The organism is Streptomyces sp. URMC 123, assembly GCF_051386515.1.
Taxonomy (GTDB): Bacteria; Actinomycetota; Actinomycetes; order Streptomycetales; family Streptomycetaceae; genus Streptomyces.
In genome coordinates, this window is sequence record NZ_JBPQTV010000047.1 from 1 (window position 1) to 14,173 (window position 14,173).

General features: G+C 72.2%; 11 protein-coding genes and 1 rRNA gene. 7 read left to right on the forward strand and 5 right to left on the reverse strand.

Annotation, left to right across the window (positions count from 1 at the left end):
- Positions 1-185 precede the first annotated feature (185 nt).
- Positions 186-302: ribosomal RNA gene (rrf, locus tag ACSNOD_RS09000) — 5S ribosomal RNA — on the forward strand.
- 299 nt (positions 303-601) lie between these two features.
- Here rrf and ACSNOD_RS09005 read toward each other — a convergent pair.
- From ACSNOD_RS09005 to ACSNOD_RS09025, 5 genes are read right to left on the reverse strand one after another with little or no spacing between them, the layout of a single operon-like run.
- Positions 602-1,912, reverse strand: a complete 1,311-nt coding sequence (locus ACSNOD_RS09005; RefSeq protein WP_436766265.1) for a DUF58 domain-containing protein — start codon at positions 1,910-1,912, stop codon at positions 602-604.
- Between the two features lie 18 nt (positions 1,913-1,930).
- On the reverse strand, positions 1,931-2,896 hold the full coding sequence (locus tag ACSNOD_RS09010; protein ID WP_436766266.1) for an AAA family ATPase: 966 nt from the start codon (positions 2,894-2,896) through the stop codon (positions 1,931-1,933).
- Positions 2,893-4,185 carry a DUF4350 domain-containing protein gene (locus ACSNOD_RS09015; protein ID WP_436766267.1) on the reverse strand — a complete coding sequence of 431 codons (1,293 nt, stop codon included), beginning with the start codon at positions 4,183-4,185 and terminating at the stop codon, positions 2,893-2,895. Before ACSNOD_RS09015 ends, ACSNOD_RS09010 begins: the two co-directional genes overlap by 4 nt.
- Positions 4,182-4,871: a DUF4129 domain-containing protein gene (locus tag ACSNOD_RS09020; protein ID WP_436766268.1), complete on the reverse strand. Its 690-nt coding sequence runs from the start codon at positions 4,869-4,871 to the stop codon at positions 4,182-4,184. Before ACSNOD_RS09020 ends, ACSNOD_RS09015 begins: the two co-directional genes overlap by 4 nt.
- Positions 4,872-4,875: 4 nt before the next feature.
- A complete protein-coding gene (locus ACSNOD_RS09025) occupies positions 4,876-6,222 on the reverse strand; it encodes a hypothetical protein (RefSeq protein WP_436766269.1) in 1,347 nt (448 codons plus the stop codon).
- A gap of 186 nt (positions 6,223-6,408) precedes the next feature.
- Between ACSNOD_RS09025 and mtnA the strand changes: the two genes are divergently transcribed.
- The 6 genes from mtnA to hpf all read left to right on the forward strand — a co-directional run bounded on the left by mtnA (position 6,409) and on the right by hpf (position 13,974).
- The gene (gene mtnA, locus ACSNOD_RS09030) at positions 6,409-7,554 is read left to right on the forward strand and encodes an S-methyl-5-thioribose-1-phosphate isomerase (protein ID WP_436766270.1); all 1,146 of its coding nucleotides are present in this window, start codon (positions 6,409-6,411) and stop codon (positions 7,552-7,554) included.
- A gap of 4 nt (positions 7,555-7,558) precedes the next feature.
- Complete coding sequence (gene mtrA, locus ACSNOD_RS09035) at positions 7,559-8,248, forward strand: two-component system response regulator MtrA (RefSeq protein ID WP_436766271.1); 690 nt, start codon at positions 7,559-7,561, stop codon at positions 8,246-8,248.
- Between the two features lies 1 nt (position 8,249).
- Entirely contained in the window at positions 8,250-10,244 is a 1,995-nt protein-coding gene (mtrB, locus tag ACSNOD_RS09040; protein ID WP_436766272.1) for an MtrAB system histidine kinase MtrB, read from the forward strand.
- On the forward strand, positions 10,234-12,117 hold the full coding sequence (locus ACSNOD_RS09045; RefSeq protein WP_436766273.1) for an LpqB family beta-propeller domain-containing protein: 1,884 nt from the start codon (positions 10,234-10,236) through the stop codon (positions 12,115-12,117). Before mtrB ends, ACSNOD_RS09045 begins: the two co-directional genes overlap by 11 nt.
- A 77-nt stretch (positions 12,118-12,194) precedes the next feature.
- Positions 12,195-12,923: a ComF family protein gene (locus tag ACSNOD_RS09050; protein ID WP_436766274.1), complete on the forward strand. Its 729-nt coding sequence runs from the start codon at positions 12,195-12,197 to the stop codon at positions 12,921-12,923.
- Between the two features lie 364 nt (positions 12,924-13,287).
- A complete protein-coding gene (gene hpf, locus ACSNOD_RS09055; RefSeq protein WP_436766275.1) occupies positions 13,288-13,974 on the forward strand; it encodes a ribosome hibernation-promoting factor, HPF/YfiA family in 687 nt (228 codons plus the stop codon).
- Positions 13,975-14,173: the final 199 nt, after the last annotated feature.

The window sequence follows — 14,173 nt, forward strand, 5'->3', positions numbered from 1 at the left end:
GGAAGGTCCGTAAGGGCTGGAGTTGACTGGTACTAATAGGCCGAGGGCTTGTCCTCAGTTGCTCGCGTCCACTGTGTGGTTCCCGGGTTGCGAACAGTCGCACCGGTGAACCAGTATCTCAATTGAAGAGTGTGCTTGTTCGCTGCCCTTGCCAATATCCCGCTCCGCGGGATGGCCAATAGGGTTTCGGTGGTCATAGCGTTAGGGAAACGCCCGGTTACATTCCGAACCCGGAAGCTAAGCCTTTCAGCGCCGATGGTACTGCAGGGGGGACCCTGTGGGAGAGTAGGACGCCGCCGAACAATTTTTAGCCTCAGTCCCCTGAACCCTTGTGGTTCGGGGGACTGAGGCATTTTTGCGTTCAGGGGCCTTTATGTGTGGCGTGGGGGTGTCCACCGTGCGTGGGGAATTCCTATGTGGTGGAAAGGCCCGACCCCGCAATGCTGTCCATAACCTTGCGCCTCCGGTCCTTTGTGCCCGCGAACCCGCTCTCGTGCCCTCCTCTAAGCGATCTGGCCTCAGCGGCAATAGCCGGCTCCTCGCGCTTCCACGGGCTGCTCACTGGCGCTTGGACTCTAGAGACGGAGAGCCAGAGGCTTTCTCAGAGCCGGCCGGCCGCCTTGAGTGACAGGTAGGCGTCCGCCAGAGCCGGTGCCAGTTCCATGGGGAGCGCGTCGACGACGGTGACGCCCCGGCGCTCAAGTAGCTCCGCTGTCCGCCGACGCTCCGCCTGGGCGCGCGCGCCGGCCGCGGCCTCGTAGACACCCTGCACCGTCCCGCGAGATTCCGCCATCTCCGCGATGCGGGGATCGGCGACCGACGCCACCAGGACCGTATGGCGATGGCTGAGCCGGGGCAGCACCGGGAGCAGCCCTTCCTCCACCGGAGCCGCGTCCAGGGCGGTCAGCAGGACGATGAGCGAATGCCGCGGGGCCATGCGCAGCGCCGTGGCGGCCAGACCGTGCGCGTCGGTCTCCACGAGCTCGGGCTCCAGCGGTGCCATGGCGTTCACCAGAGCCGACAGCGTCTCGCCGGCACCTCGCCGCTGCACCGCGGCCCGGATGCGCCGATCGTAGGCGATCATGTCGACCCGGTCGCCGGCACGCGTGGCCAGCGCAGCGAGCAGAAGCGCCGCGTCCATGGACGCGTCGAGGCGCGGAATGTCACCCACCCGACCCGCCGAAGTGCGGCCGGTGTCGAGGACCAGCAGGATGTGGCGATCGCGCTCCGGTCGCCAGGTGCGTACCGCGACGTTCGACTGCCGGGCGGTGGCGCGCCAGTCGATGGATCTGGTGTCGTCGCCCGGGATGTACTCGCGCAGGCTGTCAAACTCGGTGCCCTCCCCGCGGGTCAGCACGCTGGTGCGGCCGTCGAGCTCACGCAGCCGCGCCAGCTTCGAGGGAAGGTGCTTTCGGCTTTCGAAAGCCGGCAGGACGCGAAGGGTCCAGGGGACGTGGTGATGCCCCTGGCGGGCGGCCAGGCCGAGGGGGCCGTACGAGCGCACTGTGAGGCGCTCGGCGTGCCGATCGCCGCGCCGCGTGGGGCGCAGGGATGTGGTGAAGCGCCGGCGCTCGCCCGGTGGGACCGTCAGCTCGTGCCGGGAAGCGGCGATTTCCGTGCCCGGGGTCCAGCTGCTGGGAGGCCAGGCGTCGCGGAGCCGTGCCCGAAGGGTGCGACCGGACGGGTTGGCGATGGTCACCTGAACGCTCGCCTGTTCGCCGAGTCGAACTGATGTGTCACCGGATCGGGTGAAGTGCAGCTTTCGCACTGGCGCGGCGAGTGCGAGGTCGCAGAGAATTGCCAGTGCGAGGGGGAGATTCACGGCAACGATCCCGGTCCAGTGGGGGAGCAGGAGACCGGTGACCAGCGCGCCCAGCGCGGCAATGAGGGCAGCGCGTCCAGTGAGAGCCATTGCCTCTGATCCGTCGGCTCAGCGGGGGACGGGGACGTGGGCGAGGATCGCTTCGATGACGGAGTCGGCGGTTACGCCTTCCATCTCCGCTTCCGGTCGAAGCTGAAGGCGGTGCCTGAGCGTGGGGAGGGCGAGGGCCTTCACATCGTCCGGGATGACGTAGTCCCGGCCGGTGAGCCAGGCCCAGGCTCGGGATGTGGCGAGCAGCGCGGTGGCGCCTCGGGGGGAGGCGCCGAGCGAAAGTGAGGGGGATTCTCGAGTGGCACGGCAGATATCGACGACATAGCCGGTGATCTCAGGGGACACCACTGTCCTGGCCACCGCGGCACGGGCCTCTTCCAGATCGGCCGCACTGGCCACCGGACGGACACCGGCGGCTTTGAGGTCACGAGGGTCGAATCCCGAGGCATGGCGGGTGAGCACGCCGATCTCGTCCTGACGAGAGGGCAGCGGCACGATCAGCTTGAGCAGAAAGCGGTCGAGCTGTGCTTCGGGCAGGGGATAGGTGCCTTCGTACTCGACGGGGTTCTGGGTGGCCGCGACGAGAAAGGGTTCGGGGAGCAGCCGAGGGGTCCCGTCCACTGTCACCTGCCGCTCCTCCATGGCCTCCAACAGCGACGCCTGGGTCTTGGGAGGGGTGCGGTTGATCTCGTCCGCGAGGAGGAGGTTGGTGAAGACGGGGCCGGGCTGGAAGGAGAACTCGGCCGTGCGGGCGTCATAGACCAGGGAGCCCGTGACATCGCTAGGCATGAGGTCGGGCGTGAACTGGACGCGCTTAGTGCCGAGTTCCAGGGATGCGGCGAGTGCTCGGACGAGGAGGGTCTTGGCCACGCCGGGGACGCCTTCCAACAGGACGTGACCACGGCACAACAGGGCGACCACCAGACCGGTGACGGCTGGGTCCTGGCCGACCACGGCCTTGGCGATCTCGGTTCGCAGGGCCTCCAGCGAGGCGCGGGCGCTGTCGGCGGTCGGGGCACTCACGAGGTGCGGTCCTTTTCGTCGGAAGGTGGAGCTGGGGTGGTGCGAGCTGCGGATGACGGAACGTCGGAACCTGCGCCTCCGCCGGGCGGTGAGGCCGCGTCAGACGTATGGGTCGACGTCGAGGTGAGCCGGCGCTCGAGGGCGTCGAGCTGATCGGCGAGTCGGACCAGGGCCGCGTCATCGGGCGGCGCGGGGCCGAAGAGCACGGTGCGAGCGTCGAGATCGGGCCGTTGCAGACGAGAGGTGAGGGCGGGGAGCAGCGCTTTGGGGGCGTCGGCCCGTGTCCTCGGTACGCCGAGGAGCGGGGCCAGGCGGGCGCGGGTGGCGGCGCGGAGTGTCTCGGCGGCGTGGTCGCGGGCGTTGGCCTGGTGGTAGAGCCGGGCGCGGCCCTCGGTCGCCTCCGCCGCCCGGACGGTCACCGGGAGCCGCTCGCCGACCAGGGGGCCCAGCCGGCGGGCGCGCCAGAGGGCGGCGAGGCCGGCGGCGATGACGAGTTGGAGCAGGGCCCAGTTCCAGCCCGAGGGGATGAGTTCGAGGAAGTTCCGGTCGTCGGGATCGGTGGCGGCCGCGTCGTCGAGGGAGGGGAGGTACCAGACGAGATGGGGGCGGGAGCCGAGAAGGTGCAGCGCGAGCGAGGCGTTGCCCTGCCGGGCCAGGTGGTCGTTGCGGAGCAGGTCCGCGGCGCCCAGCAGCACGGTGTCACCGCCGGAGGCGGTGGGGCGGCGCAGCAGGGTCGGCAGGCCGTCGTCGGAGTAGCAGGCGTCCGAGCCGGGGGTGGGGGAGACGTAGCGGACACCGCCCAGCTCGACCTCTCCGGCGCGGACCGCGTCATCGAGGGAGCAGGCGGGGACGCGGACGGTCACCTCGGTCGGTGTGGCGGCGCGTACGCCGGGGACCAGGGTGCCCACGGAGGAGGGGCCCGGCGCGAGGAGGACGGTGCGGCCACCCGTCTCACCGGCGGTGCTCAGCGCGGACTGCTGCTGTTTCGTCAGCAGATCGGGGCGGGTGACGAGGAGGGTGGTGTTCGGGCCGGTGGCGTCGAGGGCCTCTTCGCTGGTGGTGACGGTGCGGGTGGTCACGCCGCGGTCGGCGAGGAGTTCGGCGACCGCACGGCTGCCGGAGGGGTCGGTGGAGCGGGGGTCGAGCCGGCCGTGCTGCTCCTCGGAGCGGAGGGCGGCGAGGGCCGTGCCGGCGACGAGGAGGAGGGCGATCGCGAGGAGCGTGCCGCGCCACACGGTCCACAGCTGGCGGGGCGTCGGGGAAGCGGAGGCGGTGGGCGCCGCGGTCATGGAGTGTCCCCGCTGTGGGCGGTGGTGACCAGGGGCTTGGCGTCCTGGAGGGCGAGATCGAGATCGCGCAGGCGGAGGTATGCCGCCTCGGTGGCCGGGCGCCCGCCATATGTGACGTCGTCGAAGGTGCGGGCCGCGGCGGTCAGCCGGTCGGCGTGGTGGGGCAGGGTGCGGGCGGCTTCGGCCGCGGCCTCGTCGGCGGTGCGGCCGGGACGGGGGTCGAGCAGGGCGCGCTCCTCCAGGGAGCGGACGATGGCGCGCATCCGCTCCTGGACGGCGTGGGTCCACTCGTGGTTCGCGGCGTGGCGTTCGGCGGTGGCCCGGTGGTCGGCGGCCGAGCGGGGGCCCTCGTCGAACAGCGCGGCGGCGGGGGAGGGCGTGCGCCGCAGGGCTCCGAGCCGCCAGCGGAGCGCGACGACGAGCAGCAGGACGAGGACGACGATCACGACGAGGCCGACTGTTCCCCCGGGTGAGGCGCCGGACGCCGTGTCGAAGAGGTCGTCGACCCGTCGCCACAGCCAGTCGAGGGCGCGCTGGAAGAGTCCCGGTTCGTTCCGGTGGTACATCGGTTTGTCGAGCTCGGGCTCGGCCGCCTCGCGGGCGTCCGAGCGCGAGATCGTCACCGGTGGTTCGTCCCCGGTGGCCAAGAGGCGCACCAGCACGGCCGTGCCCCCTGTCGCCGTCACGGCATCAGCTCCCCGGTTCCCCGTTCTCGAGTGGTGCCGCGCCGGGTGTCCGGGACCCGTAGCCGGGCAGTCCGGCGGCGCGGGCGAGTTCGAGGTCGAGGGCCTCGCGCCGGATGCGCTGGTCCATGTAGAGGAGCGCCGTCACCCCCGCGCTGATGGGGAAGGTGATCGTCGAGCTGATGACGGTGCCGACGCCGGTGGCGATGAGGAAGGGCCAGCCGGCGGAGGCGCCCTCGCCCGAGAGCCAGTCCAGCGTGTCCTCGCCTCCGATGATCACTCCGACGACGGCGGCCGGCACCTCGATGATGGCGCTGACGAGCAGGAGCAGCAGGGCCGTGAGGAGCTGGATGCCGAAGACGCGCCACCACGCGCCGCGTACCAGCTTCGCCGAGCGCCGCATCGAGGCGAGGACGTCCTGCCGCTCCAGCATCAGGGCGGGCGGGGCGAGGCTGAAGCGCACCCAGAGCCAGGTCACGACGACCGCGGCGGCCAGCACGCCGACGAACAGCAGCGCGGCTCCCGCGCCCGTCCAGCCGGCCAGCAGGAGGCCGAAGCCCGGGGCCACCGCGACGGCCGTGACCACGGCGAGGAGCAGCGGCAACAGGGTCAGGAGGCCGAGCAGTCGCAGGAGTTGGGGGCGAGAGTTCCGCCAGGCGTCCGTGGCCGATACCGGGCGCCCGAGGACCGCGCGGCTGACGACGACGGTGAGCATGGCGGTGGCGACGAGCGTGCCCAGCATGACGATCAGCCAGTTGACGGCCGATCCGGCGAGCGATCCGCCGAGGGCGTTCATGACCTCGTCGAAGGTGGGGTCCGAGTCGTCCCCGAGGCTTTCGAGCGTGGCGTTGTCGAGCCACAGTCCAGTGACGACGGTCGCCAGTGTCTGGGCGACGATGGCCACGGCGAGGGAGATGCCCAGGACGGTGCGCCAGTGGGCGCGCATGGTGGCCACCGCGCCGTCCAGGATCTCGCCGATGCCCAGCGGGCGCAGCGGGATGACGCCCGGCTTGGCCGCGGCCGGCGGCTGCTGCCAGCCCCCGGCGGGGGGCCATCCGCCGCCCGGGCCGCCCCAGCCGCCCGGCGGAGGCACGGGGCCCCAGCCGGACCCCGGCGCGCCACCGGGGCCGGGCGTACCTCCAGGGCCGGGCGCGCCACCGGGCGGCGGAGGGTTCCCGGGCCCGCCCGGGGCGCCGGGGATGCTCCACTGGCCGGCCGGCGGCTGCTGGGAAGACCAGTTGGGCGGCGTGTTCGCATCGGCGGGCGCGGGCTGCTCCGGCGGCTGTGGGGTGCCCTGGTCCGGCTTGTCGGAGGGCGAAGATCCGGGCGAGGCCCAGCCCGGAGAGTCGTTCATCATCACTCCTTCTCGGTGCCCGTCCGCGGATGTCGACTGGACTCCGATGGTGAGGGGTACAGCCCCTCAACAGCACAGCAACGGCCGGTTGGCTGCCATCGTGCCATGGAGCTCCGGTGCCCGTATCGGGCCCCGTACCCTCACCGCACCTTCAAATATCCACTCCGGACGGGGCAGACTGGACGAATGGCTGATCAGGACGCGGTACCCCCGGTGGCCGTCGAGCCGCCCACTGTTTCCTCGCTGCGCTGGGACGAACTGCCGGAGGGGCCGGTGGTGGTGGTCCTCGACCAGACCCGGCTGCCGGCCGACGAGGTGGAGCTGGTCTGCACGGATGTGCCGGCGCTGGTGCACGCCATCCAGAGACTCGCCGTGCGCGGGGCGCCGCTGCTGGGCATCGCGGGGGCGTACGGCGTCGCGCTCGCGGCCGCCCGTGGCTTCGACGTGGACGAGGCCGCCGGTCTGCTGGCCGGAGCCCGCCCCACGGCCGTCAACCTTGCGTACGGCGTGCGCCGGGCCGCCGGGGCCCACCGGAAGGCGCTGGCGGCGGGTGCCGGACACGAGGGTGCGGCGGCCGCCGCGCTGGCGGAGGCGCGGGCGCTGCACCGGGAGGACGCGGAGGGCAGCGCGCGGATGGCCGAGCACGGCCTGGCGCTCCTGGACGAGCTGCTCCCCGGCGGCGGCTATCGCATCCTCACCCACTGCAACACCGGAGCGCTGGTCTCCGGGGGCGAGGGCACGGCGTTCGCGGTGGCCCGGGCGGCTCATCTGACCGGCCGGCTGCGGCGGTTGTGGGTGGACGAGACGCGGCCGCTGCTCCAGGGCGCGCGGCTGACGGCCTACGAGGCCGCGCGGAGTGGCATGGCGTACACGCTGTTGACGGACAACGCGGCGGGGTCGCTGTTCTCCGCCGGCGAGGTGGACGCGGTGCTCATCGGGGCGGACCGGATCGCGGCCGACGGCTCGGTGGCGAACAAGGTGGGCAGCTATCCGCTGGCGGTGCTGGCCCGCTACCACCGGGTGCCGTTCATCGTGGTGGCGCCGACCACGACGGTGGACGAGGAGACCCCGACCGGGTCCGCCATCGAGGTGGAGCACCGGCCGGGGCACGAGGTGACCGAGCTGCCGGTGCCGCAGGTTCCGGCGACGGCGGAAGGAGGAGACTGGCCGGCGCTGGCCCCCCTGGGGGCGCAGGCGTACAACCCGGCGTTCGACGTGACTCCCCCGGACCTGGTGACGGCGATCGTCACCGAGCACGGAGTGCTGTCACCCGTCACGCGGAGTGGTCTTGGTGATCTGTGCGCCAGGTCACGCCGGGTAACGATTAGCTAATGGGATGATGTCGATTATGAAAGGACGCGTCCTCGTCGTCGATGACGACACCGCACTGGCGGAGATGCTCGGCATCGTGCTGCGTGGCGAAGGCTTTGAACCGTCGTTCGTGTCGGACGGCGACAAGGCCCTGGCCGCCTTCCGCGAGGCCAAGCCGGATCTGGTGCTGCTCGATCTGATGCTGCCCGGACGGGACGGCATCGAGGTGTGCCGCCTCATCCGTGCCGAGTCCGGCGTGCCGATCGTCATGTTGACTGCGAAGAGTGACACGGTCGATGTGGTGGTCGGGCTGGAGTCCGGTGCGGACGACTACATTGTGAAACCGTTCAAGCCGAAGGAGCTGGTGGCCCGGATCAGGGCGCGTCTGCGGCGCTCGGAGGAGCCCGCGCCGGAGCAGCTGGCGATCGGCGATCTGGTGATCGATGTGGCGGGTCACTCGGTGAAGCGGGACGGGCAGTCCATCGCGCTCACCCCGCTCGAGTTCGATCTGCTGGTGGCGCTGGCCCGCAAGCCGTGGCAGGTCTTCACCCGTGAGGTGCTGCTGGAGCAGGTGTGGGGCTATCGCCACGCGGCGGACACCCGACTGGTCAATGTGCACGTTCAGCGGCTGCGCTCCAAGGTCGAGAAGGACCCGGAGCGGCCGGAGATCGTGGTGACCGTCCGCGGTGTGGGTTACAAGGCCGGTCCGAGCTGACATGGCCGGGAACGGACCCGCTCCGGAGCGGTACGAGGGGCGGCCCGTCGACCCGGCAGGTAAAATTTCCCTTTTCAACCGTTTGCGACAGGGTGGTTATCTGCTTCAGGACGGAGCGCCGGGCGGCCCCGTGCACCCGGTGCTGAGACTGCTGGTGCGCTGGGTGCGACGCCCGCTGCTGCCCGCTGTGCGGCTGTGGCGGCGCAACATCCAGCTGCGCGTGGTCGCCACCACCCTGCTGATGTCGCTGGGCGTCGTGCTGGTGCTCGGCGTGGTCGTCATCGGGCAGGTGCGCAACGGCCTCCAGGAGGCCAAGCAGCGTGCCGCCGAGAGCCAGGCCATCGGTGGCTTCAAGGTGGCCCAGGAGAAGGCCGCCAACGCCGCCCGGGGCCAGAGCCCGGCCCAGCTCGGCGGCCGTGGTCCGCAGAACTCCAGCGAGTGGCTGAGCGACCTCGTGGAGCAGCTCGCCAGTGGTGGCCAGGGGGTCTACTCCGTGGTCGCGCTGAGCTCGGACAGCAATCAGCCGTTCCTGGACGACAGCATGGGCACGCGCGCGCCGCGCGCGTCCGGCGATGTGCGGCCCGAGGAGAGCGTCCCCAAGAAGCTGCGCCAAGCCGTCGATCTCGAGGCGCAGTCGCACACCCAGCCCACCCGAATCAAGCGCGGCAACGGCTCGGAGGAGCCGGCGCTGGCCATCGGCAAGCAGCTCAACGACATCGAGGGTCACCCGTACCAGCTCTACTACCTCTTCCCGTACACCCAGGAGGAGAAGTCCCTCAGCCTGGTGAAGGGCACCCTGGCGACCGCGGGCGTGTTCGTCGTGGCGCTGCTCGGCGCGATCGCCTGGCTGGTGGTGCGGCAGGTGGTCACCCCCGTACGGATGGCCGCCGGGATCTCCGAGCGGCTGGCCGCGGGCCTGCTGCAGGAACGGATGAAGGTCACCGGTGAGGACGACATCGCCCGGCTCGGCGAGTCGTTCAACAAGATGGCGCAGAACCTCCAGGTGAAGATCCAGCAGCTGGAGGAGCTGTCGCGGATGCAGCGCCGGTTCGTCTCGGACGTCTCGCACGAGCTGCGGACGCCGCTGACCACCGTGCGCATGGCTGCGGACGTCATCCACGAGGCGCGGGAGGACTTCGACCCGGCCACCGCCCGCTCCGCGGAACTGCTGCGCGGGCAGCTCGACCGGTTCGAGTCGCTGCTGGCGGACCTGCTGGAGATCAGCCGGTTCGACGCCGGCGCCGCGGCGCTGGAGGCCGACCCCGTCGACCTGCGGGACATCGTGCACCGGGTGATCGAGGGCGCCGAGCCGCTCGCCGAGCGCAAGGGCGGCCGCATTCTGGTGCGCGGGGCCGAGCAGCCGGTCGTCGCCGAGGTGGACGCCCGCCGGATCGAGCGAGTACTGCGGAACCTGGTGGTCAACGCCGTGGAGCACGGCGAGGGCCGGGACGTGGTGGTGCGCCTGGCGGTGGCCGACGGCGCCGTGGCGGTCGCGGTCCGCGACTACGGCGTCGGTCTCAAGCCCGGCGAGGCGACCCGCGTCTTCAACCGCTTCTGGCGGGCCGACCCCGCCCGCGCCCGCACGACCGGGGGCACCGGTCTCGGGCTGTCCATCGCCATCGAGGACGCCCGGCTGCACGGCGGCTGGCTCCAGGCCTGGGGCGAGCCGGGCGGCGGCTCGCAGTTCCGGCTGACCCTGCCCCGTACGGCGGGCGACAGCCTGCGCCGCTCCCCGATCCCGCTGGAGCCGGAGGACTCCCGGCGCAACCGGGGCCTGGGCGAGAGCGGGCTGCCGCGGGGCGGCCACCAGCGTGTCGCGGCCGTGCCGCAGCAGGCGCGGCCCGCGCTGCCGCCCTCGGCCGACCCGGCCGCGCTGCCGGGCAGCGGCGCGCGCGTGGTGGCGCGGGGCGCCGGCGTACGGGACGAGGCCGTCCTGGGCGCCGGTCCGCGCGAGGAGCGGAGCACCGATCGGGAGGGCGGGCCCCGTGGCCGTTGAGAAGGACAGGGTCCACGGAGGCGTGGGCCCGGCCCCGGCCATGCGCCGGGGCACGACGCCGGGCCGGGGCCGGGGGCGCGGCCGGGCGCTGGTTCTGTTCGCCTGCGGTGTGCTGCTGGGCACCGGCTGCGCGTCGATGCCCGACAGCGGCGAGGTGGACCGCGTGGACGCCTCGCAGCGGGCGGACGCCGACTCGCAGGTACGGGTCTGGGGTGTGCCGCCGCGGCCGGGCGCCCAGCCGTCGGAGATCGTCCGGGGCTTCCTGGAGGCCACGACCAGCGACGAGTCGGACTACCGCACGGCGCGCCTCTACCTGACCGAGCAGGCGTCGAAGAGGTGGCAGCCGTCGCAGCAGACCACGGTGCTTGCCGATGGCCCCCTCGCGCAGCAGGCCGACCGTTCGAACGCCGATCGGGAGGAGAACGGCTACACCGCCGAGCTCACCGGCAAGAGGCTGGCCACGGTCGACAACAAGCACGCCTACCGGCCGGAGGGCGGGGCGTACCGGGTCACCGTCCACCTGATCAAGGTGGGTGACGACTGGCGGATCGACACCCCGCCGGTCGGGCTGGTGCTCGGGCAGTCGGACTTCCAGCGCATCTACCACTCGGTCAACAAGTACTACTTCGCGCACTCCGACCCGGGCGCCGACAAGGCCGGCGGCCGCAAGGAGGTCCTGATCGCCGACCCGGTCTATCTGCGCCGGCGGATAGACCCGATCGCCGAGACCGTACGGGCGCTGCTGGCGGGGCCGACCAACTGGCTCGACCCCGTCGCCGACTCCAAGTTCCCCTCCGGCACGGCCCTGGAGGACAACGATCTCGCGCTCGACGATTCGAACGGCCTCACCGTACGGCTGAACGACAAGGCCGCCCGGGTCGAGCCCGCCCAGTGCTCGAAGATGGCCGCTCAGCTGCTGTTCACGGTGCAGGACCAGACGTCCACCAAGCTCAGCAGGGTGCAGCTCAAGAGCGACGGCGGGGAGCTGTGCGTGCTGACCCGCCTCCAGGCCGAGGCGTACGCCCCGGCGGGCCTGAAGAAGCACGCCGAGCAGCAGTACTTCCTCGACGCCGAACACCGTCTTGTCAGCCTCTCCGACAACAGCGACACCCCGCGCCGGGTGCCGGGGCCCTTCGGTGACGGCGCGCTGCCCCTGAAGTCCGTCGGGGTGTCGCGTGACGAGACGATGGCCGCCGGGGTCTCGGCCACCGGCCGCCAGCTGTACGTGGCGCGGCTGGCCCAGGGAGCCCCGCGGGGGGAGCCCCGGCTGCACAGTGAGGCCAAGCGGCCCGAGGACGGGCTGACGGCGCCGAGCTGGGACGGCGCGGGCGATCTGTGGGTGGCCGACCGGGACCCGGCGCGGCCCCGGCTGCTGCGCCTGCGCGGCGGGGGCGGCCAGCCCGAGCAGGTCGCGGTGCCCTCGCTCGGCGACGGCCGCATCGAGGCCCTGCGGGTCGCCTCGGACGGCGTACGCATCGCCCTGCTGGTCAACCGGGGCGGTCGGACGACCCTGGAGCTGGGGCGCGTCGAGCGCTCCGCGAACAAGGACGGCCCGCCGCTGTCGGTGAACGACCTCCAGTCGATCGCCCCCCGGCTGGAGCAGGTGGTCTCCGCCTCCTGGGCGGGCGGCAGCCGGCTCGTCGTGGTCGGCAAGGAGGCCGGCGTCCAGCAGTTGCAGTTCATGGAGACCGACGGGTCCGCCTCCAACATCGCCACGCTGCCCGGTATCAACGGGGTCAAGGCCGTGGCGGCCTCGGAGGACGAGTCGAAGCCGCTGATCGCCAACTCCGAGGACGGCATCGTGCGACTGCCGATGGACGCGAACTGGCAGCTGGTGACCAAGGAAGGCTCCGCGCCGGTCTACCCCGGCTAGGGCACGCCCACCGCGCCAATCACCGTGAGTTATCCACAGGGGTGGTGGCCGCGGCCCCCGAGGGGCACAGTGGGGTCATGCGGGGGTGGTGGCAGGAGGTCGCCGGTCTCGTACTGCCGGTCGACTGCGCGGGCTGTGGGCGCGCGCGGGGACCGCTGTGCGGCCGGTGCCGGGCGAAGCTGGTGGGGAGCGGGCCCCGTCGGGTCCGCCCCGATCCCCGGCCGCCCGGACTGCCGGTGACCCATGCGGCCGCGCCGTACGCCGACGAGGTGCGCGCCGTGCTCCTCGCCCACAAGGAACGGGGCGCGCTCGCCCTCGCGGAGCCGCTGGGCGCGGCTCTGGCGGGGGCCGTGGGCGCCACCCACGGCCTGGGACAGGGGCCGCCGCCGCTGATCGTGCCGGTGCCGTCGGCGCGGCGGGCGGTGGCGGCACGCGGCCACGACCCGGTGCCGAGGATGGCCCGTGCCGCGGCGAGCCGGCTGCGGCGCTCGGGGTACGGCGTGCGGGTGGCCGCCGTGCTGCGGCAGCGGCGCCCGGTGGCCGATCAGGCCGGGCTCACCGCCCGGCAGCGGGCCGCCAACCTCCGGGGCGCCCTGGAGGTGACCGGAGGCGGCCGCCGGTTGGTGAGCGCCGCTCCCGTGGTGCTGGTGGACGACCTGATGACCACCGGAGCCTCGCTGGCGGAAGCGGCCCGGGCCGTCGCCGCGGCGGGCGGCCGCGTGGCGGGCGCGGCGGTGGTAGCGGCCACCCTTTCCGCCTTCCGACATGAACCGGAACTCCAAGGGAATGAGCATCGTTGCAGGTAGTGAGAGCGGAAAGGCCGCTGAACGGAGGTAAGTGCCGGTAAGGGGTGCCGACACCCCTCCGGGCGAGCTATGTTCGGTTGTGAGGAATGGCGCAGGCTATGCCTCATAAAACGGATTGGCGCGCTTCGGGGCTTTGTCCGGAACCTCGAGGCCGTTGGGATGGTGATCTCATCGGCTGGGGAGGAGGAGGTGGAAGTCGCAGCACCGTGGCCGGCGCTCGATATCCGGGTACACGGTGGTGCAGCCAACGCAGTGCCGGACGGGTATCGCCCCGGGAAAACACCAGGCGCGCGCCCGCCGGCCCATAGGGCAACAGGGATGGGCTCCGCACGGAAGGCGGAGCCGTCCGGGAACGGAGTTCTGCGTGGACATCGTCGTCAAGGGCCGCAAGACAGAGGTGCCCGAGCGCTTCCGCAAGCACGTGGCCGAAAAGCTGAAGCTGGAGAAAATCCAGAAGCTCGACGGCAAGGTGATCAGCCTGGACGTCGAGGTGTCCAAGGAACACAATCCGCGTCAGGCCGACCGTGCGGACCGGGTGGAAATCACCCTGCGCTCGCGGGGCCCGGTGATTCGCGCGGAGGCGTCGGCCGCCGATCCCTATGCCGCGCTCGACGCGGCCACGAACCGGCTGGAAGCGCAATTGCGGAAGCAGGCCGACAAACGCCGGGTGCACCGCGGCGGCAGCCGCACCCCGACGAGTGTCGCCGCCGCGACCGCGCCGCTCGCCGTTCATCTCAACGGCGACATGGAAGCCGAGGAAGCCGCGGGGGAGGGCGTTCCCACCACCCGCGTGGGACCGCTGGAAGTACAGGGCGAAGGCCCCCTGGTGGTCCGCGAGAAGACGCACACCGCGGCCCCCATGACCCTGGACCAGGCTCTCTACGAGATGGAGCTGGTCGGGCACGACTTCTATTTGTTCGTCGACTCCGACACCAAGCAGCCGAGCGTCGTCTACCGGCGTCGCGCCTATGACTACGGCGTGATCCACCTGGAGTCCGACCCGCTCGCGGCGGAGGCGCCGCGTGGAGCGGGCGGAGCGCTCGGCGGCTGACGCCCGGGGTCCCGGCCGGGGCCCGGACGGTCCGGGGAGCGCCGCGGGGCGCCCCCCGCCCGGTCCGGACCCCGTGACGGGGCCGTGCGCCAACGGCGGGAGAACCGCCCCGGTGCCCCCGGTGGCGCCCGTGCGCCCCCGGGGGCACCGCCGTGCCACCGCAGAAGCACCGGTCCGCCGCCCCGGCATGAAATCATGG

Bases quoted from the DNA above. Each gene is read 5' to 3' on its own strand.
- ACSNOD_RS09005 (WP_436766265.1), bottom strand. From the start codon at position 1,912: ATGGCTCTCACTGGACGCGCTGCCCTCATTGCCGCGCTGGGCGCGCTG.
- ACSNOD_RS09015 (WP_436766267.1), bottom strand. From the start codon at position 4,185: ATGACCGCGGCGCCCACCGCCTCCGCTTCCCCGACGCCCCGCCAGCTG.
- ACSNOD_RS09025 (WP_436766269.1), bottom strand. From the start codon at position 6,222: ATGAACGACTCTCCGGGCTGGGCCTCGCCCGGATCTTCGCCCTCCGAC.
- mtnA (WP_436766270.1), top strand. From the start codon at position 6,409: ATGGCTGATCAGGACGCGGTACCCCCGGTGGCCGTCGAGCCGCCCACT.
- mtrA (WP_436766271.1), top strand. From the start codon at position 7,559: ATGATGTCGATTATGAAAGGACGCGTCCTCGTCGTCGATGACGACACC.
- mtrB (WP_436766272.1), top strand. From the start codon at position 8,250: ATGGCCGGGAACGGACCCGCTCCGGAGCGGTACGAGGGGCGGCCCGTC.
- ACSNOD_RS09050 (WP_436766274.1), top strand. From the start codon at position 12,195: ATGCGGGGGTGGTGGCAGGAGGTCGCCGGTCTCGTACTGCCGGTCGAC.